This window comes from Kribbella sp. NPDC051952, assembly GCF_040680855.1.
In the GTDB taxonomy this organism is placed as follows: Bacteria; Actinomycetota; Actinomycetes; order Propionibacteriales; family Kribbellaceae; genus Kribbella.
In genome coordinates this window covers 20,747-42,182 of record NZ_JBFAXQ010000046.1, presented here as the reverse complement: position 1 = coordinate 42,182, position 21,436 = coordinate 20,747, and the positions used below count along the sequence as shown (strand labels likewise).

The following is a 21,436-nucleotide window of genomic DNA, read 5'->3' as shown; positions in this document are numbered from 1 at the left end:
GTCACGGCCTACAACGTCGCCGCCGGAGAATCGCCACCGACACCGATCACCGACGACCTCGGCGGCAAGACGCTGACCCAGGGCGTCTACAACTCGGCTTCCTCGATCGGATTGACCGGCGCGCTGACTCTGGACGCTGAGGGCGACGCGGGCGCGGTCTTCGTGTTCCAGGCAGGCTCGACTCTCACCACCGCGACCAGCAGCAGCGTCGTACTGACCAACGGAGCCCAAGCCTGCAACGTGTTCTGGCAAGTCGGCAGCTCGGCCACCCTCGGGACCGCGACACAATTCCGCGGAACCATCCTCGCGCTGACCTCCATCACCATGAACACCTCAGCCACCGCCGTCGGCCGCATGCTGGCCCGCAACGGATCGGTCACCCTCGACACCAACACCCTCACCAAACCCACCTGCACCCCCACCACCCCACCCACCACGCCACCGACCACGCCACCCACGACTCCCCCGACAACGCCGCCAACCACGCCCCCGACAACGCCCCCGACAACGCCACCCACGACGCCTCCGACGTCGCCGCCCACGTCTCCCCCGACGAGCCCGCCGACGTCGCCGCCCACCTCACCACCAACGTCTCCCCCCACCTCACCGCCGACGTCGCCTCCGACTTCCCCACCCGCGCCGACCGTCTCGCCCAAGCCGCCGCAGGTCACCAAGACCCCGCGAGGCCCTGTCAACACAGGCGATGCGTCCGGCACACCATGAGGACCGGCGCAGCGGTTCTGCTCCTCGCGATCGTTTCGGCTGTGACCGGGTGCACAGATGAGTCAGGCACGGGGCCGACTCAGCCCGGCCCCACCGCAGCCGACGTCGTGATCGGGCGGACCGCTGCGCCAACCACAACGGTGATCACACCGACCCCGAGTACGCGGCCGACGGCGCGCAAGCCCACCCCGACACCGCGAGCGACGTCATCCTCCGAGCCAGCGCGCCCACGAAGCCAACGGTCAGAGCAGCCGGCACCGATGCGGAAGTCTGCCCCGATCCGGGTGGTCATCCCCGCCATCGGAGTGGACTCAGCGCTGATGCGACTCGGCATCAAACGCAACGGCACCCTGCAGGTACCGCCGAACGGATTCCCGGCCGGTTGGTTCACCGGTGCCCCCTCGCCCGGCGAGAACGGCCCGGCCGTCATCGCCGGCCATGTCCACTGGGCCGGGCGAGCCGGCGTGTTCGCCCGGCTGGCCCAGCTCGAGCCGGGCGACGCGATCACAGTGACCCGCCAAGACCGCTCGACGGCCGTATTCCGGGTGACCAGGCTCAAGCAATACCCGAAGGCGACCTTCCCCAGCGCTGCCGTGTACGGCGACGTCAACCACCCCGTCCTACGCCTGATCACGTGCGGCGGCCTCGACACCGTGTCGAGGAAGTACGAGGCCAACCTGGTCGTCTTCGCCGACCTGGCCACGTAGCCAACGCGAGATGAGGATTGGCGTCAGCGGCTGGGGTTTGCGTCGACCGTGTTCGCGAAGGTCAGTAGTCGTGCATTGACCTTTGCCGCGCACTGGCCGGAGATGGCGTGCGTAGCTGCCGGCCACAGCTCGGCCTCAACCCGGGGAACCAGCTCGCGAGCACGCTCGACGGCGCGCTCCGGCTGGTGCATGACAGAGCGCCCCGCGATCAGCGCCAACGTCGGCACCGAAAGACTCCGCAACTGCTCGTCGGTGAAGTACGACGGGGGCGGCACACCCGGCCGGTAATAGCGCAGGGCTGCGCCGATCACCTTTCCCACCGGATCGTCCGCGGGCGACTCCCCGCCCTGGCCGTCGACGTACGCGAGAAATCTCGGTACGGCGCGTTCGGCCGTGAACGGGATCAGGGTGGGGATGGTCCGAAGGATCACTGCGAGCGGGATCCGGCCGAACGTCTGCGCAGGATCGAGCAGGGCCAGCGATGCCACCCGCTTGGGATCACGGATGGCCAGGTTGCAGGCGGTCCAGCCGCCGACCGAAATGCCGGCCAGGTGGAAACGCTGCGGTCCGAGCTGTTCGATGACCTCGGACAACCAGGCAGCCTGGTCCTCCGAGTTCCGCAACGGCGCCGTCTGAACACTCCGCCCGGCTTCGCCGAGCATGTCGACCGCGTAGACGGTGCGATGCGCTGCCAGCTTGGCGATGTTCGGCCGCAGCATCACCGTCGTGCCACCGCGGCCGTGGAGCAGGAGAAGCGGAGTCCCCGCCGCGTCGCCGAAGCGATAGGTGCGGACGTCGCCAAATGTCGTCGAGACGTCGCGCACTTCGGCCGGTTCCGGCAGGTCCCGCATGCCCTCGTCGTACGCCGCGTCGAAGATCGCACGACCTTCGTCCGAGACGAACCGGCCGAGCTTCTGCTGTGCCATCAGGTTCCTTTCTGGCGTGGACTCAGCGCGGAGCCAGCCGGAGCGCGCCGTCGAGCCGGACGACCTCGCCGTTCAGCATCGGATTGGAGATGATGTGCGCCACCAGGGCGGCGTACTCGGCAGGCAGGCCGAGCCGTCTCGGGTGCGGCGGCTGGGCGGCTAGCGCGGCCCGGGCCTGCTCGCTCAGCACCTGCATCATCGGGGTCTCGAAAAGACCGGGTGCGATCGTCATCACCCGGATCTGCCGGCTCGCGAATTCACGGGCCAACGGCAACGTCATCCCGGCCACCCCACTCTTCGAGGCCGAATAGGAGACCTGGCCGATCTGGCCGTCGAAGGCGGCCACCGACGCGGTGCTCACGATGACACCACGTTCGTCCTCGACCGGATCGAGCGACGCCATCCGCTCGGCGGCAAGGCGGATCACGTTGAAGGAGCCGATCAGGTTGATCGTGACGATCCGGGTGAAGTGCTCGAGTGGGAGCACCCCGTCGCGGCCGAGCGTACGGCCGGGATCGGCCACGCCGGCGCAGTTCACCACGACCCGCAGGGGTCCCAGCTCGGCCGCGGCATCGAGGGCCGCCGACACCTGGACCTCATCGGTTACGTCGGCCGGCACGAAGCGGACCCGCTCCCCCAAGTCCTTGGCCAGTAACGCACCATCAGACCGCGGTAGGTCCAGCACGATCACCCGGGCGCCGTCGGCATGCAGTCGTCGGACTGTGCCCTCTCCGAGGCCGGACGCGCCACCGGTCACCAGGGCGACGCCACCGTCGATCCGCATCAGGACAGCCGCTCGACGATCAACGCATTGGCCAGGCCGCCGCGTTCACACATGGTTTGCAGGCCGTAGCGGCCGTCGGTGCGTTCCAGTTGGTTCACCAGCGTGCCGAGTAGCCTGGTGCCGGACGCGCCGAGTGGGTGCCCGAGAGCGATCGCGCCGCCCCAGGGGTTCACCCGCTCGAGGTCGACGCCGAGCTCCTGCGACCAGGCCAGCGGCACCGAGGCGAAGGCCTCGTTGACCTCGAACGTGTCGATCTGGTCCAGCTCCAGACCGGCCCGGTCCAGCACCTTCCGGGTCGCCGGAATCGGTCCCGTTGCCATCAGCAACGGATCGTCCCCGGCCACGGCGAACCCACGGAACGCGGCACGCGGACGCAGCCCGAGTTTCGCCGCCATCTCCTCGCTCATCAGCAGGACCGCCGACGCACCGTCGGTTAACGGCGAGGAGTTGCCCGGCGTGATGACCCAGTCGACCGTGGGGAAGCGTTCGGCCAACGCGCCGTCGTAGAACGCGGGCTTCAGACCGGCCAGCGCCTCCGCCGAAGTTCCCGGTCGCACGGTCTCGTCGGTGCTGTGCACGCGATCGTCCAGCTGGACGGGCACGATCTCACCGTCGAACCAGCCGGACGACACCGCTGCCGCGGCCCGCTGATGTGAGCGCAGCGCGAACTCGTCGCAGGCCTCCCGGTCGATCTTCCACCGGGCCGCGACCAGCTCACCCGCGACGCCCTGGCTGACCAAACCCTCCGGATAGCGCGCCCGCACCCCGGCGCCGAAGACGTCGGCTCCCTGGAACGGCGCGTCCAGCGACACCCGGCTCATCGACTCGACGCCACAGGCGATCACGATGTCGTAGGCCCCGGCCACCACACCCTGCGCGGCGAAATGCACCGCCTGCTGACTCGAACCGCACTGCCGGTCCACCGTCGTGGCCGGCACCGTCTCGGGAAAGCCGGCCGCCAGCACCGCGGTGCGGGTGACGTTCATCGTCTGCTCGCCCACCTGCGAGACGCAGCCGCCGATCACATCGTCCACCCGGCCTGGATCGAGCCCGTTGCGCTCGACCAGTGCGGCCAGTACGCCGGCCAGCAGGTCGGCCGGATGTACGCCGGCCAACGCGCCGCCGGCCTTTCCCTTACCGGACGGCGTCCGCACCGCGTCCACGAGGACAGCCCGCGTCATCGCACGCCGCCCTGAATCCCGGCCCGAAGCGCGGCCGGTCCCTCGGGATCGATGAGGATGCCGTACCGCTGCAGGTTGTTGGCATGTCCGAGCGCGTGCAGCGAGTAGGCGCTGTGGACCGCCTCGGTCTGCCCCTGCGCGTCCAGGGCCTGGTTCACACTCATCTTCGCGAGTTTCAGCGCGAACGCCGGCCGGGTCGCGATCCGCGCGGCCAGGCCGAGAGTGAAGTCCTCCAGTTCGGCTTCGTCGACGACGTGGTTCACCATGCCGAGCGAGTGGGCCTCGGCCGCGCTGATCAGGTCGCCGGTGAACAACATCTCTTTCGCCTTGCGGGCGCCGACCTCCCAGGGGTGCACGAAGAACTCGTGCCCGTTCACGCCGAGAGCGACGACGGGGTCGCAGAAGCTCGCGGTCGTCGCGGCGATGATCAGGTCACACGGCCAGAGCAGCATCAGACCGCCGGCGATCGTCCGGCCCTGCACCTGCGCGATCGTGGGCTTGGGAAAGTTCCGCCAGCGCAGGCTGAGGCCGAGGTAGGCGTCGCACTCGAACGCGACCGTGCCCTCGATTCCGGGCAGGCCCGACTGGGTGTCCTGATGCACGAGCGGTGCTCCCGGATAGACGTCCGCATCCTCGCCGGTCAAGTCACCGCTCAGGTCGTGGCCGGAGGAGAAGTCCGGACCGTCAGCCGCGAGTACCACGACCTTCACCTCGGGATCCGTGCCGGCCAGGGTGAAGGCCCGATCGATCTCGTACAGCATCGCTGTGTCCTGCGCGTTGCGTTTCTCCGGCCGGGCCAACGTGATCCGGGCGACGTGCTCGCGCGGCTGGTCGTAGCGGATCCGGGTGAACTGCTCCGTCACCGAGTGCTCCTCTGCTAGATCCTTGTGAATGGTCATGCCGCGCCGTCGATCGTCAGCGACACGACGGTCGCGGGCTGGGTGGTGACCGGGATCCGCACCACGCCGTCCACCAGCTCCACGTCGCCGAAGCCGAGCACTCGGCCCGACCTGGCCAGGGCCGCCACATCAGGCGTCAGCCTCAGCCGCTCCGGCGGCTCGCCGAGAACGATCAGATTCAGCTGGTCGCCCGAGGTCGTGTAGCGCACCGGCGTACCGTCCAGGTCGTCCGCCGGACGCCGCCACGGCCTGGTGCCGTAGATCGCTTCGCCGTTCACGGCGAGCCAGTCACCCAGGCCGGTCAGCCGGGTGCGCTGGATGTCCGGGATGGTGCCGTCGCCACTGGGGCCGACGTTCAGCAGCAGGTTGCCGCCGCCGGCGACGATGTCGACGAACGACCGGACCAGGTCGGCGACGCTGATCAGGTCGTCGTCGGTCTCGGCGCTGTTGTAGCCGAACGAGTTGCCGAGGCCCCGGGTCGATTCCCAGGCTCCGGTCTCCGGCCGCTCACCGATGCCGTACTCGACCGTTCGGAAGCCGTAGTGCGCGACACCGAGCCGGTCGTTGACGACGCCGTCCGGCACGGTCGCGTAGTACTGCCGCAACAAGGCACCGAGGTCACCGCGGCCGGCCGCCGGCCAGCCCATGTCGTTCCACAGCACGTCGGGACGGAAGCGCTCGATCAGCTCGGCGAGCTGACCGCGAGCGTACGCAGCGTGGGTCGGGTCGTGGGCCGTGCGCTCCGGATCAGCTTGAGCCACGTCCTGCAGGCTCCGCACCGGCGACAGCGGGCGGGTGTGCCAGTCGATCAGACCCGAGTAGTAGAGCCCGAAGCGCAGACCGGCGGCACGGACCGAACTCTCCAGCGCGCCGATCAGGTCCCGCTTCGGTCCACGCCGGACAGCGGTGAATCCGGTGCTCGGTGTATCCCAGAGCGCGAACCCGTCCGCATGCTTGGCAGTCGGTACGACGTAGCGCGCGCCGGCGTCGCGGAACAACCGGGCCCACTCGCCCGCGTCGAAGTGCTCGGCGCGGAACTCGTCGGCCAGATCCTCGTAGCCCACGCCGACGCCGTACCGCTCGTCGTGGTGGTGCCGGGTCGGGCTGTCGGGCAACCGCAGGGAGTTCGCGTACCACTCCGCGTACGGGAGGCGGGCGAAGTCACCGAGTGCGTCCTCGAACGACGAACCGGTCGGCGCCCAGGCCGGCACCGAGTAGATCCCCCAATGCACGAAGATCCCGAGTTTGGCATCGAGAAACCAGTCCGGAGTCTGGCTCCCGGGGTAGTCGTCCATGCATCGTCCTCATCGCCGCGGCCACAGTCTTCGGAGTCGACACTACGTCGAATTGACCGATCAGTCTATTAAAGAGAGACGCACGACACGTTGACCAATGAATTATCGCTTGAGAGCGTATATACCGATCAGTCTATTACCGGGGAGGGCGCATTGTGCAGATCGGTCTCGGACTGAGTTACGCCGGCGATTTCGAGCGGCAGGCGCGCCACGTCACCGAACTGGAGAGCGCCGGCCTGGACTTCGTCTGGGTCGGCGAGGCGTACGGGTTCGACGCACCGAGCTACCTCGGCTACCTGGCCGCGCGGACGAGCACGGTCCGGCTCGGCGCCGGCGTACTGCCGATCTACAGCCGGACGCCGGCACTGCTCGCCATGACGGCGGCCGGCCTCGACAGCCTGTCCGGCGGCCGGTTCCAGTTCGGCCTCGGCGCGTCCGGTCCACAGGTCGTCGAAGGCTGGCACGGCGTTCCGTACGACGCACCACTGGCACGGACCCGGGAGATCGTCGACATCTGCCGGAAGATCTGGGCCCGCGACCAGCCCGTCGTCCACGCCGGGCCGCGCTATCCGTTGCCGTTACCGCCGGACCGGGGCACCGGCCTGGGCAAGGCCTTGAAGATCATTCCCCGGCTCGTCCGGGACCGGATCCCGGTCTGGCTGGCCGCGCTCGGCGAACGCAACGTGCAGCTTGCGGCGACGATCGCCGACGGCTGGCTGCCCGCGTTCCTGATCCCCGAGAAGGTCCAGGACACCTGGGGTACGGCGCTCGCCGCCGGCCGAGCAGATCGCGACCCGTCCCTCGGCCCGCTGCAGATCGCGGCCGGCGTCACCCTGGCCATCGGCGACGGCCCCGAGGTCGTCGCCGCCCGAGAGCTCGCCCGGCCGGCCCTCGCCCTCTACATCGGCGGAATGGGTGCCCGCGGCCACAATTTCTACGCCGACCTGGTCAGCCGATTCGGCTGGGAGTCCGAAGCCCGCGAGATCCAGGACCTCTATCTGGCCGGCCACCGGGACCAGGCTGCCGCCGCTGTCCCGGACGCCCTGCTCGAACTCACCTCGTTGTGTGGTCCGGCGGGGTTCGTCGCGGACCGGATCGCGGCGTACCGGGACGCGGGAGTCACCCAGCTGCAGGTCTCTCCGGTCCCGGTCGGTGAGCAGCGCGTGGTCGATCTGATCGCGCAGGTCAAGGCCTTGTCCGACAACTGAGGAGATCCGCATGAGCATCCGAACGTTCGTGATCGGCGTCGGGATGACCCCGTTCGTCAAGCCGGGCAGCCGGGACTGGCAGTACCCGGACATGGCGCGCGAGGCAGGTGAGGCGGCGCTGTCCGACGCAGGCATCGGCTACGAGCGCGTGCAGCAGGCGTACGCCGGTAGCGCGCTCGGCGGATCAGGACATCGCGCGCTGTACGAGCTCGGCACCACGGGCGTGCCGATCATGACGGTCGTCAACGCCTGCGCCAGCGGGTCGAGCGCGCTCTATCTGGCCGGCCTGGCGATCCGCGGCGGTGCGGCGGACTGCACGCTGGCGCTCGGCTTCGAGAAGATGGAACGAGGTTCGCTCAGCACCGGCGACGGGGCGGTGAACCCGCTGCAGTGGCAGCTGGACCTGGCGGTCGCGGCGCGCGGCTGGGACGACTCGTTCGCGCCGATGCCACAGATGTTCGGCAACGCCGGCCGCGAGCACATGGACAAGTACGGCTCGAAGCCCGAGCACTTCGCCTGGATCGGCTGGAAGAACCACAAACACTCCGTGCACAACCCGAACTCGCAGTTCCGCACCGAATACACCGAGGCCGAGATCCTGGCGGCGCCGCTGGTGTACGAGCCGCTGACCCGGCTGCAGTGCTCGCCCACCTCCGACGGCGCGGCCTGCGCGATCCTCGCCAGCGAACGGTTCGTCGACGACAACAACCTGTGGGACCGCGCGATCGAGCTCATCGGTCATGCGGTCGCGAGTGATCCGCCGGCCACGTTCGCAGGCACCGCATCGGCGATCCGCGCCGTCGGCTCCGAGGCCACCCGGACCGCGGCCCGGCGCGCACTCGACCAAGCAGCCACCGGGATCGACGACGTCGACGTGATCGAACTGCACGACTGCTTCAGCACGAACGAACTCATCAGCTACGAGGCGCTGGGTCTGGCCGAGGAGGGCCGTGGCCACGAGCTGGTCGACGCCGCGGCAACGACGTACGGCGGTCGCTGGGTCGTGAACCCGTCCGGCGGGCTGATCTCGAAAGGACACCCCATCGGCGCCACCGGTGTGGCGCAGTGTGCGGAACTCACCTGGCAACTTCGAGGCACCGCCGGTCCGCGTCAGGTCGCCGGGGCCCGGATCGGCCTGCAGCACAACGTCGGCCTCGCCAACGCGGCCGTGGTGGCCGTCTACCGAGCGATCAGCTGACGCTGCGGAGTCCGTCCAGCAGTAGCTCGACCAGTTCGTCCGCGATCTCGTCCGGACCCAGCGGTCCGGCGGGGTCGTACCAGAGGTAGATCGAGTTGAAGAGGCCGAGGACGCCCTTCACGGTCAGCCGCCGCCGGGCAACCAGGCTGCCGTCGGCAGCGCCCTCGTCGAGGATCCGCTTCCACGCCTGCTCGAACCGGTCGGCCGCCGCCACGACCCGGTCGCGATTCTCACCGGTCAGCCACTGCCACTCCCGGTAGAAGATCCGGGTGGCGTGCTCGTGCTCGGCCATGTCGCGGACGATCGCCCGCGCCAGCAACCGCGCCTTCGCGGCCGGCTCGATACTCAGGCCGAGCATTTCGTCGGCGTACGCGTTGAGTTTCTCGATCCGGCGGATCGTGATATCGAAGAGCAGCGTCTCTTTGTTGCCGATGTGATAATAGATCGCGCCCCGGCCGAGTCGCACGGAACGCTCGATATCGCTCATCCCGGTGCCGTGAAAACCCTTTTCCGAGAATAGCTTCTCGGCCGCCCGGACAATACGCGCACGGGTGGCGTTGTCCTCCTCCGACGGTTCTGGCACGCGGGCCAGAATACGTCAGTTCCGGAGTTGGCGGCGCAATTCGGCCTTCGCCACCTTCTGCAGCGTCGCGCGCGGCAGGTCGTCGACCACGTAGACCTCGCGCGGCACCTTGAACGAGGCCAGGCGGTCGGCGCAGGCCTGTGTGATCTCCGTGGTCAGGGCGGCCCGGTCGCGCCGCGAGACGACGAACACCACCGGCACCTCGTCGAGCATGTCATGCGGCGCGCCGACGACCGCGGCCTCGACGACGCCGTCCACGCCGAGCACGACCTGCTCGATCTCGGAGGCGGCGACGTTCTCGCCACCGACCTTGAGCATGTCCTTGAGCCGCTCGAGGAACGTGATGAAGCCGTCCGCGTGCCGGACCACCCGGTCACCGGTGGAGAACCAGCCCGTCTCGGTGAAGGCTCCCTCGGTCGCAGCCGGATCATCCAGGTACTCGGCGAACAGCGACACACCCCGGTCACCTTTGATGAGCAGCTCGCCCGGCTCCTCGTTCTCGACCGATGCGCCGTCCGGACGGACGATGTCGATCTTGTACTCAGGCGCCGCGCGCCCGATGGACATCGGCCGGTTCGGATGATGGACGTAGCCGACCACGCCCTGTGTGATCGTCTCGGTCATCCCCCACCAGCCGAGCGAACGAACGCCGAACTGGGCGTCCCAGGGCGGATCGCACGTCCCGGCCGCCCACAGCCGGTAGCTGTGAGCGGGGATCTCGTAGTCCGAGAGGGCCCGGATGGCGAACGCGATCGTGGAGTTCCAGGTGCAGCCGTGCTTGACCGACACGGGCCAGTACCGGCGCGCCGAGAACCGCGGCTGCAGTACGACGCCGGCGCCGGCCCACATGGACGGCAGGAACGAATAGGCGAGCGCGTTCGCATGGAACAGCGGCAGAAAGATCAGGTGGACGTCGTCGCGTCGCAGGTCCTGGTGAGTTGCGGTGACCCGCGCTCCCCACAAGGCGTTGGCATGCGTCCAGACGACACCCTTGGGCTGGGCCGTGGTGCCAGAGGTGAACTGGACCAGCACGGCCAGGCCTGGTTCGGGTTCGCGGGCCGACGCCGCCGGATCGCCGTACAGCGCGTCGAAGGACGACGACCGGTCTGGTCCGGCCGTGGGGGTCGTGCCGGCGTCGGTCTCGGTGACCGCGACCCAGCGCGCCTCCGAGATCGATGCGCTGACCAGCTCGGCGTAGGCGGGCTGGGTGATGGCAGCGGTCACCTGCGACGACTCGGCGAAGTACCGCAGTTCGGGGCCGGCGGCTCGCGTGTTGGTGGTGACAGCGATCGCACCCAGGCTGGCCAGGGCGAACCAGGACAGGACGAACTCCGGGCAGTTGTCCAGATGAATCAGCACCCGGCTACCGCGATCGATCCCGCGTGCGCGCAATCCGGCCGCGACCCGTCGTACGTCGACGACGAACTCACGGTACGACCAGGTGCGGCCCAGTCCTTCGAACGGCTCCCAGGTCAGGAACCGTCGATCGCCGTACACGCTCTCGCAGGTACGCAGCAGCCAGTCGATGTCCTGGCCGACGAACGGATGCGCCGGCGGCAGGTTGAACGCCTTCACTTCGGGACCGGGCACTCGGCCCACCACCTTTCGTTGCCGGGTTCGGCGCTCCACATCGGCGGCGCGAGTCGCGGGAGCGGATCGAAGACGCCACGTACTGCGTTGACCGGATGGGAAGGTGCCTCGTCCAGGGACAGGACCGGCGTCAGACACACCTCGCTGCGCTCGAGCAGGTCGCACCACTCCGACCGGGTTCTGGTCCGGAACACTGCGGCCAGCCTCTCGGTCATCCGCGGCCAGCTGTCCCGATCGAGCTGCGCCGGCAGCTCCGCGGGGTCGAGACCGAGGCCACGCAGCAGGAGCTCGTAGCGGTGCGGCTCGATCGCGGTGACCGCGACGTACTCGGCGTCGGAGGTTTCGTACACGTTGAAGAACGGGGCGCCACCGTCGAGATGGTTGCGGCCCGGGTCGGTCCAGTCGCCGGCCGCGTGCATCGCGTAGACCGAGCGCATCAACGCGGCCGCGGTCTCGGCCTGGGCCACATCGATCACCACGCCGGCGCCGGTACGGCGGGAGTGGTGCACCGAACTCACCAGCGCCAGCGCCGCGTGCAGCCCACCGGCCATCTCGCCGATCAGGTTCAGCGGGACGATCGGGGCCGATCCGTCCCGGGCCAACGCGCGCAGTGCCCCACTGACCGCGACGAAGTTGGTGTCGTGCCCGGCGACACCGGCCTGCTCCCCCTGCTGGCCCCAGCCGGTCGCCCGGCAGTAGACCAGCCGCGGATTCCGGGCCAGGCACTCCTCCGGCCCTAGTCCGAGTCGCTCGGCCACGCCCGGGCGGAAACCCTCGATCACCGCGTCCGCACGCTCGACCAGTCTCAGGACGGTCTCCCGACCGGCCGCCGACTTGAGGTCGACCGGCATCGTCTCCCGGTCCGCGCCGAAGTCGACCGAGGTGAACCCACTCATGGCCGCGTCGACCGAACTGGGCGCGTCCACCCGGCCGATCCGGACGAGTTGGGCGCCGAAGGCAACCATGAACGAGGCACAGGTCGCCGCCGACCCGGCCACGCTCAACTCGACCACGCGCAGATCGGCCAGTGGTCTGAGCTGCGCGGTCACCCGAGTCGCTCCACGATCGTCGCGTTCGACTGCCCGCCACCCTCACACATCACCTGGAGCCCGAAGCGGCCATCGGTACGATCCAGCTCGGCCAGCAAAGTGGTCATCAGCCGGGCCCCGCTCGCGCCGAGCGGATGCCCGAGTGCGATCGCGCCGCCGTTCACGTTGACCCGCGCCAGATCGGCACCGGTGTCGCGCTGCCACGCCAGTACGACGGGAGCGAACGCCTCGTTCATCTCGATCAGGTCGATGTCGTCCAGCGACAGCCCGGATCGCGCGAGCGCGTGCTGGGTCGCGGGGATCGGGGCAGTCAGCATGAAGATCGGATCCGAACCGACCACCGACAGCTGATGCACCCTGGCCCGCGGTGTCAGGCCGTGCACTCGCAAGGCCCGCTCGGACACGACCAGCAGGGCTGCAGCGCCGTCGGAGACCTGCGACGACGTTGCCGCGGTGACCCTCCCGTCCGGCAGCAGCGTCGGCAGCGCGGCCATCTTCTCCAGTGACGTGTCACGTCGCGGCCCCTCGTCGGCCGCCAGGCCGAAGCACGGACTCAGCTCCCGGTCGAAGCGGCCCTCGTCGGCCGCGACCACGGCCCGGCGATGGCTCTCCAACGCGTACGTCTCCAGCTCGGCCCGGTCGAGATCCCACTTCTCCGCGATCAGTTCGGCGGACCGGAACTGGCTGACCGGTTCCTCGCCGTACCGCGATCGCCAGCCGGCCGAACCGACGTACGGGTCCGGGTCGTCGTACCCGGGCAGCCGATCGGAGTGGAAGGACGACTGGATCGGCACCTGGCTCATGTTCTGTACGCCGCCGACCACCACGACATCCTGGGTACCGCTGAGCACCGCCTGGGCCGCGAAGTGCAGGGCCTGCTGTGACGAGCCGCATTGCCGGTCGAGCGTGACGCCGGGAACAGACTCGGGCAAGCCGGCCGCCAGCCACGCGGTGCGCGCGATGTCGCCGCCTTGCGGCCCGATCGTGTCCACGCAGCCGAAGATCACGTCGTCGACGGCAGCTGGATCGATGCCGGTCCGCGCCATCAGCGCCCGCAGCACCTGTGCACCGAGATCGGCCGGATGGACCGTGGCCAGTGCGCCCCGGCGCCGCCCGATCGGAGTTCGCAGCGCATCGACGATGTAGGCCTCAGCCATCGGAGTCCTTCCCGGAAACAGTGCCGCCGAGTCGTTCGATCGCCGCATCGCGGACCGCACCGCGCCGAACTTTCCCGGCATCACTTCGCAGCGGTTGATCGACGAAGTCCACGGAACGCGGAATCTTGTACCGGACCAGCCGCTCGGCCAGATACGCCAGCAACTCGGTCTCGGTCAGCTCCGCTGCGGTCTGTACGACGGCATGCACCCGCTGGCCGAGGTCGGCGTCCGGCAGGCCGACCACGGCGCAGGTGAGCACCGCCGGGTGCTCGGCGATCGCGGCCTCGACCTCGGCCGGATAGACGTTCGCACCACCGGACAGGATCAGGTCCGTCCGGCGGTCGCTCAGGTAGAGGAACCCGTCGTCGTCCAGGCGGCCCAGATCGCCCACCGACTCCCAGTCACCGTGCCGACGCGCCTCGGCGCCCTTGTAGTGGTACATCGGGATCACCGAACGCATGAACACCTCGCCCACCTCCCCCGCGGGTGCCGGCTTGCCGGCGGCGTCCAGGATCGTGATCTCGCCGGACAACGGCCGTCCGACGGAGCCGCGATGGGTCAGCCATTCGGTCCCGGTGATCACGGTGTAGGCGATGGACTCGGTGCTGCCGTACATCTCGATCACGGCGTCGGGCCCGATCAGCTCGATCCAGGCCTGCTTCAGCCAGTCCGGACACGGAGCGGCCATGTGCCAGAGGATTCGCAGCGACGAGACGTCGTACCGGCCCGGCTCCGCCTCGATCGCCCGGAGCATTCGCAGCATCATCGTGGGCACCACGTTGACCCAGGTGATCCGGTGCCGCTCGATCGCCTTGAGTGCGGCTACGGCGTCGAAGGACGGCAGCACCACCAACTCCTGGCCCAGGAACAGGCCAAGGCTCGAGAAGGTCAGCGGTGAGTTGTGGTACAGGGGTCCGGCGACCAGTTGCCGGTCGTCGGCGCGCTGGTGGAACAGCTTCCCGGTGTCGGCCGGCAGCACGCTGGGCTGGCCGGCCACGATCAGCTTCGGCCGGCCCGTGCTGCCGCCGGAGGCCGGAGCCTTCCAGGCCGGCGAGATCCGGTCCGGGAGCGGCGCCTCGCTGTGAGCGGGCAGGTAGCCCGCGGGCAGGCTCGGCCACGCCGTCGTGTCGAGTCCGACGACCAGCCGAGGGTCCGCGATCTTCAGGATCTCGTCCCGCTCGCCCGCCGGCATCCGGGCGGACAGCGGCGCCGGGACCGCGCCGACCTTCCAGGCCGCCACCAGCGCGACGTAGAACTCGATCGAGTTCGGCAGCACGATCGAGACGAAGTCACCGACCTGCACGCCACGCTCGAGGTAGGCCCGGGCGAGCCGGTTCGCGCGCCGCTCCAGCTCGGCGCGGCTGACCCGCTCGCCGGCGCACACGATCGCCGTCCGGTCCGGGTCGGTCTTGGCAAGGCCGGACAGGATCCGGGCGAACGACGGCGGCTGATCGGCTGGCACCTGTGCTGCTCCTCGCATCTTCGTCGACAGTTGAGGCGGCTCTGCCACTCTGCCGCCGGCCCGGCTCGGGCGACCAGCAGGGTCCGCCCTCGGATTAGCGGCCATCGGACCCGACCTCGCCCAGATAGCTCTCCTCCAGCAGGTCCCGCCGCGCCAGCAGCTCGTCCGCGCGACCGGACATCACCAGTTCGCCGTGCCGCAGCACGTAGCCGCGGTCGGCGATGTCGAGCGACATCTGCACATGTTGCTCCACCAGCAGGACCCCGATGCCACGCTCGGTCGCCATCCGGCGGATCACCGGCAGCAGCCGCTGCACGATCACCGGTGCCAGCCCGAGACTCATCTCGTCGAGCAGTAGCACGGACGGGTCGGCGATCAGGGCCTTCGCCATCGCGAGCATCTGCTGCTCGCCACCGGACAGCAGTCCGCACCGCCGCTTCATCAGCGGCCCGAGTGCCGGAAACAGCTCGACCACGTCGTCGACACTCGTCGTACTGCGTCGATGCCGTCCGAGCCGCAGGTTCTCCGCGACGGTGAGCTGGTAGAACAACCCGCGTGCCTCCGGGACCAACGCCAGTCCGCGCCGTGCCAGCCGATGCGGTTTCCGAAGCGGAACGGGCCCACCCAGCACCCGCAGGTCACCTCCGAGCGCGGGCAGCACGCCGGCGAGTGTCAGCAACGTCGTCGTCTTCCCGGCGCCGTTCGGCCCGAGAAGCGCGACCACCTCGCCCGCGTCGACGTGCATCGTCAGCCCACGAACCACCGGTACGCCGGGATACCCGGCGACCAGGTTCCGTACGTCGATCACGGTCGTCATGTGTCCGCTCCACTGCCCAGGTACGCCGCGATCACGGCCGGATCGGTCCGCACCCGGTTCGGCTCGCCATGCGCGATCACCTTGCCGAACTCCAGTACGTACACCTGGTCGCACACCTCCAGCACGAGTCCCATGTCATGATCGACCAGCAACACACTGATGCCTTCGGCAACTACATCGCGCAGCCGGTCGCCGAGTTCCTTGCTCTCCTCGACGTCCAGCCCGGCCGCCGGCTCGTCGAGCAGCAGGATCTTCGGCCGTGCCGCCAGCGCCCGGGCCACCCCGAGCAGCTTGCGTTGCCCGAGCGACAGCTCTTCGGTACGGCGGTGTGCCAGGTCACGCAGGCCGACCAGATCGAGCGCGGCCCACACGTGCGAGTCGGCCTCCTCGCGCCCCGGCCGGACCAGGTCCGCCAGCAACCGGCGGATGCTGAACCGATGGGCGGCGACCAGTGCGTTCTCGTACACCGAAAGGTCCCTGAACAGCTCGATGGACTGCCAGGTGCGGGCCAGCCCGAGCCGGGCCCGTCGGTGCGCCGGCAACGAACCGAACGCCGTACCCGCGAGCTCGATCTCACCGGTGCATCCGGTGAAGCCGCTGACCGCATCGATGAACGATGTCTTGCCGGCCCCGTTCGGGCCGATCAGCCCGACGATCTGGCCCGGATCCACCTGCAGGCACACCTGGTCGTTGGCGACGACCCCGCCGTATCGGACGGTGAGGTCGCGCGTGCTCAGCACCGGAGTCGTCATCGCGCCACCTCGGGGACCGGCGTGGTCCTGCGGGCCTTGATCTTCCCGAGCAACCTGCCGTTGGCCTCGCGGACCTGACCGGCGATGCCCTGCGGGTTGAGGATGACGGTGATCATCAGCCCTACCCCGGACAGCAGCAACCACCAGTCACCGCGGAGGTGGAACACCCGGTCGAAGAACACGTTCGCCAGCCCCAGCGGCGCCGAGAGGCCGGCGATCATCGCACCCGAGATGCTGGTGATACCGCTCAGGTAAGCCACCGCCAGCAAGGCCAGCCCGGAGATGACGGCGAACGACGCGGTCGACAGCTGGCCACGGCTGTACCCGATCAGACAGCCACCGATGCCGGCGATGAACGACGAGAGCGCGAACGCAATCAGCTTGGTGACCGCCAGGTCGATGCCGACCGCGGCCGCTGCCCGTTCGTTCGAGCGCACGGCCAGGAACACCCGGCCGGTGTGCCCACGCAACAGGTTGCCGACCGCAACGGTCAGGACGACCAGCAGGACCAGCACCATGACGGCGAAGGGCAGCCGGACCAGCTCCGCGCCGCGGCGGATCGCCAGATCGATACCGAACAACGACGGATCGGTGATCGGATTCCCGGTCGGGGGCGACAGCGACGGGTTGCTGAACACGAACTGCTCGATCGCCACCGCCCCCGCCAAGGTGACCACCGCGAGCTGCGCGCCGCGGATCCGCAACGCCGGGATGCCGACCAGGACGCCGAGCACCATCGCGGCCAGGCCTGCCAGCAGGATCGCCGGCGCGAACGGCACGCCAGCCCCCGAGGTGAGGCGCGACAGCGTGAAGCCGGCGGCGCCGGCGAAGGCCAGTTGGGCCAGCGATATCTGCCCGACGAATCCGGTCAGGAGGACGTACGACAGCCCGAGGATCGCCATGATCATCGACGTGACGACGGCGAACCGGAAGCTGCCCTGCGTGGCCACCACCGCCAGCAGGCCGACGGCGGTCGCGACCACGACAACCCGCGGCCGGTTGGCCGGACGGTGGACCTCCGGCAGCCGGTCCGCGTCCTCGTCGCCCCGCGACGGCAGGCTCCGGCCGGCGACGAACAGCGAGACGACGATGACCACGAACGGTACGACGTCAGCCAGGCCGGGACCGGCCCAGTCCGGCCACCACGGCTTGATCCGCAACAGTGACAGCTCGGACTGGATACCGGCCAGGACGAAGCCCGCCACGCAGACCAGGCCGACCGAACGCAACCGCCCAACCAGCGCCACGGCGAGCGCGGGCACGATGTAGAAGATGTAGTTGGACGCGGTCAGGCCGGTGGCGGACGAAGCCAGGATCACCATCAACCCGCTGAAGGCCGATGAGAGGACCCAGGCCGAGCCGGCCAGCAGGTCCGGCGAGTAGCCGGACAGGGACGCGTGGACGTCGCTTTCGGCGGCCGCCCTGGTCGCCAGACCGAGCCTGCTGAACCGGAAGTAGGCCCATAGCAGGACAGTCAGCACGACCGCTGTGCCGGCCATGTAGAGGCGGCCGCTGGAGACCGCGACTCCACTCACCACCACCAGACGATTCGGCAGCAACGCATCCACCGCGCGAGAGTCCTCGCCGAACCGGAGCAGGGTCGCGACCTGGAGAGTCAGCATCAGCCCGACGGAGGCAACTACCTTGGCCAGGGCCGGCGCCGACCTCAACTGGCGGAAGACCAGTACGTGTGCCAGCAGCCCGGTCACCGCGGACACACCGACCGCGAGCAGCACGGACGTGCCCATCGCGGACCCGACGTGAACCCGTCCGACCGGCAGCACCAGGTCGCCGCTCTTGCGCAGCTCGGCGAAGGTGAACGCTCCCCAAGCCGCGATCGCACCCTGGGCCACGTTGATCACCCCGGTCGCCTTGTAGACGACCACGACGCCCTGGGCCAGTGCGACGTACGCCGCACCGGTCCCCAGGCCGACGATCAGGAACAGCAGGAACGAGCTCATTACTGCGGAGCCAGACCGGACATCCCGACGAAGCCGTCGGAGGCGACGCCGATCTTGCCGCCGGACTCGACCTGGTAGAAGATCACCGAGTTGCTACAGGCCGTGGTTCCCTTCCAGGCGGTGCCGTCGCAGCTGATCTGCGGACCGGCGAACGCGTCCACCGACTTCGCTGCCTTCAGGGACTTCAGCACACCCGGCCCGGTCAGGTCGCCCTTGGCGGCCGTCAGGATCCGGGCGATCGTCATGGTGTCGCCGAAACCACCGCCGGCGGTGCTCAGCAGGTCCCCGTGGCCGGCCGCGGTCATCGCCTGCACATAGGTCTCCAGCTCGGCCTTCTTGCCCGCGGGCGCGACGTCCTTCACGTCGTCACGCCAACCGTCGCTGAAGATCTGGACTCCCACGGCCTGCTCCGGCACGGCCTCGATGAACTTCGAGCAACCGCCGACGTACACGTCACCGGCGTAGCCGCTCGTGCGCAGCGCGGTCACCAGGGCCGTGCAGGAGGCATCGACGAGGCCGAGGCCGGCGATCACGTCCGGTTTGCCGGCCATCGCCGTCGCCGCGAGTACGCTCCAGTCCGGATTCGCCGGCGAGTACTGGACGATGTCGTAGTGGATGCCGAGCTTGTCCGCGACCGGTTTCAGCAGCCCGTCCGCCCAGGCCTTGGCGCCCGGTCCGTCGCTGAAGAAGAACGTGATCGACTTCTTGCCCTTGTCCTTGTAGAACTTCAGCGGCGCGGCGAACAGCGCCTCGATCGCGGCGCCGAGGAACACCGCGTTCGGATCGACCTGCTGCTGCTGGCCGATCGCGGTGTGCCCGACCAGCGGGATCTTCGCGCTGTTCAGGATCGGCAGCATCGCGTCGCCGCCGGCCTCCGCACCGACCTGGACGAAGGCGACCTTGGCCTCGACCAGCCGGTTGGCGCAGTCGATGGCCGACTCCGGCGTGCCCTGCGTCTTGCAGACCTCGTACTTGATCGGGTGGCCGTTGATGCCGCCGAGCTGCCGGTTCACGTAGTCGGCGGCAACCTCCGAGCCGACCCGCCAGCCCGGGATGCCGCCCGTGGTTTCGGTGTTGACCAGACCGACCTTGATCGGCGTACCCGTCGCGACCTTCGCATCGGCCATCGGCTTGGCCGCGGCACCGGCCGCACCGGCACCGTTCCCACCGTCGCCGTTGCCGCAGCCTGCCAGCACCACCAGCAGGCTCACCGCCAAACAGCCGAACCTTCGAATGCTTCTCATCTGCTGCACGCTCCCTCACGGGTTCACCGGCGGTCTCCGCACGGGTGATCAGACTCTTGGCCCAGCCGCTGCCGGCCAGTAGCGGGAAGAACCCTGCAAATAGCGATCAGGAGCCGTCGATGCCCAGGTGCTCGGCCAGCAGACCGGCTTCCTGTACGGCGCTCAACGGCTCGGTGTAGTTGCTTGCGGACCGGATCCGGTCGATCTGGTCCGCGACTTCCTCGGCGGTCGGCTCGCCTTCCGCGAACCAGCCCGGTCCGACACCGAGCAGCACCCGGGCGAACCGCCCACCGCCGGCGGTGTACACCTCGTGGGTGATCGTGCAGCCCGGTGACACCAGGAAGACCACCAGCGGTGTGACCAGGTCCGGTCGCAACTTGTCGGTGACCTCGTCCATCAGTCCCTCGGTCAGGCGCGACGCCGCGATCGGTGAGATCACGTTCGAGGTGATGCCGTACTTCGCGCCTTCGACAGCGAGCACGCCGGACAGCCCGACCAGTCCGGCCTTCGCCGCGGCATAGTTGGCCTGCCCGAAGTTCCCGAACAGGCCGGCCGCGGAGCTGGTGAACAGCAATCGCCCGTACCGCCGCTCCTTCATCACCCGGAAGGCCGGCTGGGTCACGTGGAACGCGCCGTACAGGTGCACCTTGAGCACGGCCTCGAGGTCGTCGCCCGTCAGCTTCGGGAAGCTCCGGTCGCGCAGGATGCCGGCATTGTTGATCAGCACGTCGACCGTGCCGAAGGCGTCCAGCGCGCACTGCACGATCGCCTCGCCGCCCTCCGCGGTGCTCACGCTGTGGTGACTCGCGACGGCCTCACCGCCGGCTTCGCGGATCTGTGCGACGACTCCGTCAGCGGCCGCCTGCGATCCACCCGTCCCGTCCAGCGCACCGCCGAGATCGTTCACTACCACCCGGGCGCCGCGCCGGGCCAGCTCGAGGGCGTAGCTGCGCCCCAGGCCACCACCCGCACCGGTGACGATCGCCACCTGGCCGGCAAAGTCGAGGTCAGTCATCGTCCGCGCTCTCGGTCGGTACGGCGAAGACCGCGGTCCCCGTGACCGCGACGCTGCCGTCCTGCCGGGTGCAGGTGAGCTCGACCTCGACCCGCTGCTGATCGCCCGCGGGTTCGATCGCGGTGACCCGGCCCGAGCAGGTCAGTACGTCGCCGGGCCAGACCTGCTCGCGAAACCGGACGCCGAACTGGCGGATCCGGTCCGCGCCGAGCCACTGCGTCGCGAAGGACGCCAGCAGGGAGGCCTGGAACATGCCGATCGAGAACACGGTCGAGAACCCCGCCGACCGCGCGAATTCCTCGTCGTGGTGGATCGGGTTGAAGTCCCCGGACGCACCGGCGTACCTGACGATGTCGGACCGGGTCACCGGCCCGAACGTCCTGCTCCAGGCCGTGTCACCGATCGCAAGGACCGCGGCAGGTGCCGTCATGGCCGCACCTCCTGGGGGCTCTTGCTGGTCTGCACGAGCGTGGTGCGCTGCTCGGCCACCAGTTCACCGGCCGGGCTGCGGAACTCTCGCACGATGGTCACGAAGGTCAGGTCACCGCCGCGGCGGCCCGGCTTGCGATAGACGTCGCCGAGCCGGCTGGTCACCTCCAGCGTCTGCCCGGCCCGCGGCAACGGCCCGTGGAACACGAACTCCTCCTCGCCGTGGAGAACCCGACGCAGGTCGAGTTCGACGTCACCGAGGTCGAGCTCGTCCGGTGGTTCCCAGGTGAGGCTCGCCGTGGTCAGGAAGGTCGGCGGCACGACCGCGTCCGGGGCGTCGTACGCCGGATCCGGCGCCATCACCGCCCGGGCGAACTCACGGATCTTGCCGCGCTCGATCGGCATCGTGTACATGGGCAGAAGCCTGCGGACGCCGGGTGTCCCTGCACAGTGGTG

21 protein-coding genes are annotated in these 21,436 nt (G+C 69.3%); 4 read left to right on the top strand and 17 right to left on the bottom strand.

All coding sequences use genetic code 11. From position 1 onward, the window contains the following. Both AB0L70_RS40525 and AB0L70_RS40520 read left to right on the top strand, forming a co-directional pair. Positions 1-723 (top strand): ice-binding family protein (locus tag AB0L70_RS40525; protein ID WP_363692243.1); only part of this gene is annotated, 723 nt, incomplete at its 5' end. 260 nt (positions 724-983) lie between these two features. Further along, positions 984-1,430 (top strand): class F sortase, encoded by a 447-nt coding sequence (locus AB0L70_RS40520; protein WP_363692242.1) that lies wholly within the window; start codon positions 984-986, stop codon positions 1,428-1,430. Positions 1,431-1,453: 23 nt separating this feature from the next. Here the strand turns inward: AB0L70_RS40520 and AB0L70_RS40515 are convergent, their stop codons facing one another. From AB0L70_RS40515 to AB0L70_RS40495, 5 genes are read right to left on the bottom strand one after another with little or no spacing between them, the layout of a single operon-like run. Further along, positions 1,454-2,356: an alpha/beta fold hydrolase gene (locus AB0L70_RS40515; protein WP_363692241.1), complete on the bottom strand. Its 903-nt coding sequence runs from the start codon at positions 2,354-2,356 to the stop codon at positions 1,454-1,456. A 22-nt stretch (positions 2,357-2,378) separates the two neighbouring features. Then, entirely contained in the window at positions 2,379-3,140 is a 762-nt protein-coding gene (locus tag AB0L70_RS40510) for a 3-hydroxyacyl-CoA dehydrogenase (protein ID WP_363692240.1), read from the bottom strand. Continuing rightward, positions 3,140-4,321, bottom strand: a complete 1,182-nt coding sequence (locus tag AB0L70_RS40505; protein WP_363692239.1) for a thiolase family protein — start codon at positions 4,319-4,321, stop codon at positions 3,140-3,142. Before AB0L70_RS40505 ends, AB0L70_RS40510 begins: the two co-directional genes overlap by 1 nt. Further along, positions 4,318-5,184, bottom strand: a complete 867-nt coding sequence (locus tag AB0L70_RS40500; protein WP_363692238.1) for an enoyl-CoA hydratase — start codon at positions 5,182-5,184, stop codon at positions 4,318-4,320. The genes AB0L70_RS40505 and AB0L70_RS40500 overlap by 4 nt, the downstream gene beginning before the upstream one ends. A 32-nt stretch (positions 5,185-5,216) precedes the next feature. Then, positions 5,217-6,515 (bottom strand): alpha-L-fucosidase, encoded by a 1,299-nt coding sequence (locus tag AB0L70_RS40495; protein ID WP_363692237.1) that lies wholly within the window; start codon positions 6,513-6,515, stop codon positions 5,217-5,219. 155 nt (positions 6,516-6,670) lie between these two features. On the opposite strand from AB0L70_RS40495, the gene AB0L70_RS40490 reads away from it, so the two are divergent. Together AB0L70_RS40490 and AB0L70_RS40485 are read left to right on the top strand one after the other, a co-directional pair. Further along, complete coding sequence (locus AB0L70_RS40490; protein ID WP_363692236.1) at positions 6,671-7,723, top strand: LLM class F420-dependent oxidoreductase; 1,053 nt, start codon at positions 6,671-6,673, stop codon at positions 7,721-7,723. Between the two features lie 10 nt (positions 7,724-7,733). Next, complete coding sequence (locus AB0L70_RS40485; protein WP_363692235.1) at positions 7,734-8,921, top strand: lipid-transfer protein; 1,188 nt, start codon at positions 7,734-7,736, stop codon at positions 8,919-8,921. Here the strand turns inward: AB0L70_RS40485 and AB0L70_RS40480 are convergent. The 12 genes from AB0L70_RS40480 to AB0L70_RS40425 form a co-directional block, all read right to left on the bottom strand. Then, the gene (locus AB0L70_RS40480) at positions 8,914-9,504 is read right to left on the bottom strand and encodes a TetR/AcrR family transcriptional regulator (protein ID WP_363692234.1); all 591 of its coding nucleotides are present in this window, start codon (positions 9,502-9,504) and stop codon (positions 8,914-8,916) included. The two genes, AB0L70_RS40485 and AB0L70_RS40480, sit on opposite strands and share 8 nt — an antisense overlap. Positions 9,505-9,519: 15 nt before the next feature. Then, positions 9,520-11,094 carry an AMP-binding protein gene (locus AB0L70_RS40475; RefSeq protein WP_363692233.1) on the bottom strand — a complete coding sequence of 525 codons (1,575 nt, stop codon included), beginning with the start codon at positions 11,092-11,094 and terminating at the stop codon, positions 9,520-9,522. Continuing rightward, the gene (locus AB0L70_RS40470) at positions 11,076-12,143 is read right to left on the bottom strand and encodes a CaiB/BaiF CoA-transferase family protein (RefSeq protein WP_363692232.1); all 1,068 of its coding nucleotides are present in this window, start codon (positions 12,141-12,143) and stop codon (positions 11,076-11,078) included. The genes AB0L70_RS40475 and AB0L70_RS40470 overlap by 19 nt, the downstream gene beginning before the upstream one ends. Further along, on the bottom strand, positions 12,140-13,300 hold the full coding sequence (locus AB0L70_RS40465; protein ID WP_363692231.1) for an acetyl-CoA C-acetyltransferase: 1,161 nt from the start codon (positions 13,298-13,300) through the stop codon (positions 12,140-12,142). Before AB0L70_RS40465 ends, AB0L70_RS40470 begins: the two co-directional genes overlap by 4 nt. Then, positions 13,293-14,762, bottom strand: a complete 1,470-nt coding sequence (locus tag AB0L70_RS40460; RefSeq protein ID WP_363692230.1) for an AMP-binding protein — start codon at positions 14,760-14,762, stop codon at positions 13,293-13,295. Before AB0L70_RS40460 ends, AB0L70_RS40465 begins: the two co-directional genes overlap by 8 nt. 94 nt (positions 14,763-14,856) lie before the next feature. Beyond that, complete coding sequence (locus AB0L70_RS40455) at positions 14,857-15,579, bottom strand: ABC transporter ATP-binding protein (RefSeq protein WP_363692229.1); 723 nt, start codon at positions 15,577-15,579, stop codon at positions 14,857-14,859. Beyond that, entirely contained in the window at positions 15,576-16,331 is a 756-nt protein-coding gene (locus AB0L70_RS40450) for an ABC transporter ATP-binding protein (protein WP_363692228.1), read from the bottom strand. The genes AB0L70_RS40455 and AB0L70_RS40450 overlap by 4 nt, the downstream gene beginning before the upstream one ends. Continuing rightward, a complete protein-coding gene (locus AB0L70_RS40445; RefSeq protein ID WP_363692227.1) occupies positions 16,328-18,292 on the bottom strand; it encodes an ABC transporter permease in 1,965 nt (654 codons plus the stop codon). Before AB0L70_RS40445 ends, AB0L70_RS40450 begins: the two co-directional genes overlap by 4 nt. Then, positions 18,292-19,536 (bottom strand): ABC transporter substrate-binding protein, encoded by a 1,245-nt coding sequence (locus AB0L70_RS40440; RefSeq protein WP_363692226.1) that lies wholly within the window; start codon positions 19,534-19,536, stop codon positions 18,292-18,294. The genes AB0L70_RS40445 and AB0L70_RS40440 overlap by 1 nt, the downstream gene beginning before the upstream one ends. A 106-nt stretch (positions 19,537-19,642) precedes the next feature. Next, positions 19,643-20,551, bottom strand: coding sequence for an SDR family NAD(P)-dependent oxidoreductase (locus tag AB0L70_RS40435; protein WP_363692225.1), 909 nt, complete (start codon positions 20,549-20,551; stop codon positions 19,643-19,645). Continuing rightward, on the bottom strand, positions 20,544-20,981 hold the full coding sequence (locus AB0L70_RS40430) for a MaoC/PaaZ C-terminal domain-containing protein (protein WP_363692224.1): 438 nt from the start codon (positions 20,979-20,981) through the stop codon (positions 20,544-20,546). The genes AB0L70_RS40435 and AB0L70_RS40430 overlap by 8 nt, the downstream gene beginning before the upstream one ends. Continuing rightward, positions 20,978-21,394 carry a MaoC family dehydratase N-terminal domain-containing protein gene (locus AB0L70_RS40425; RefSeq protein ID WP_363692223.1) on the bottom strand — a complete coding sequence of 139 codons (417 nt, stop codon included), beginning with the start codon at positions 21,392-21,394 and terminating at the stop codon, positions 20,978-20,980. Before AB0L70_RS40425 ends, AB0L70_RS40430 begins: the two co-directional genes overlap by 4 nt. Positions 21,395-21,436 lie beyond the last annotated feature (42 nt).

Bases quoted from the DNA above. Each gene is read 5' to 3' on its own strand.
- AB0L70_RS40430 (WP_363692224.1), bottom strand. From the start codon at position 20,981: ATGACGGCACCTGCCGCGGTCCTTGCGATCGGTGACACGGCCTGGAGC.
- AB0L70_RS40425 (WP_363692223.1), bottom strand. From the start codon at position 21,394: ATGTACACGATGCCGATCGAGCGCGGCAAGATCCGTGAGTTCGCCCGG.
- AB0L70_RS40435 (WP_363692225.1), bottom strand. From the start codon at position 20,551: ATGACTGACCTCGACTTTGCCGGCCAGGTGGCGATCGTCACCGGTGCG.
- AB0L70_RS40515 (WP_363692241.1), bottom strand. From the start codon at position 2,356: ATGGCACAGCAGAAGCTCGGCCGGTTCGTCTCGGACGAAGGTCGTGCG.
- AB0L70_RS40450 (WP_363692228.1), bottom strand. From the start codon at position 16,331: ATGACGACTCCGGTGCTGAGCACGCGCGACCTCACCGTCCGATACGGC.
- AB0L70_RS40465 (WP_363692231.1), bottom strand. From the start codon at position 13,300: ATGGCTGAGGCCTACATCGTCGATGCGCTGCGAACTCCGATCGGGCGG.
- AB0L70_RS40505 (WP_363692239.1), bottom strand. From the start codon at position 4,321: ATGACGCGGGCTGTCCTCGTGGACGCGGTGCGGACGCCGTCCGGTAAG.
- AB0L70_RS40485 (WP_363692235.1), top strand. From the start codon at position 7,734: ATGAGCATCCGAACGTTCGTGATCGGCGTCGGGATGACCCCGTTCGTC.
- AB0L70_RS40440 (WP_363692226.1), bottom strand. From the start codon at position 19,536: ATGAGAAGCATTCGAAGGTTCGGCTGTTTGGCGGTGAGCCTGCTGGTG.
- AB0L70_RS40510 (WP_363692240.1), bottom strand. From the start codon at position 3,140: ATGCGGATCGACGGTGGCGTCGCCCTGGTGACCGGTGGCGCGTCCGGC.
- AB0L70_RS40495 (WP_363692237.1), bottom strand. From the start codon at position 6,515: ATGGACGACTACCCCGGGAGCCAGACTCCGGACTGGTTTCTCGATGCC.
- AB0L70_RS40520 (WP_363692242.1), top strand. From the start codon at position 984: ATGCGGAAGTCTGCCCCGATCCGGGTGGTCATCCCCGCCATCGGAGTG.
- AB0L70_RS40455 (WP_363692229.1), bottom strand. From the start codon at position 15,579: ATGACGACCGTGATCGACGTACGGAACCTGGTCGCCGGGTATCCCGGC.
- AB0L70_RS40445 (WP_363692227.1), bottom strand. From the start codon at position 18,292: ATGAGCTCGTTCCTGCTGTTCCTGATCGTCGGCCTGGGGACCGGTGCG.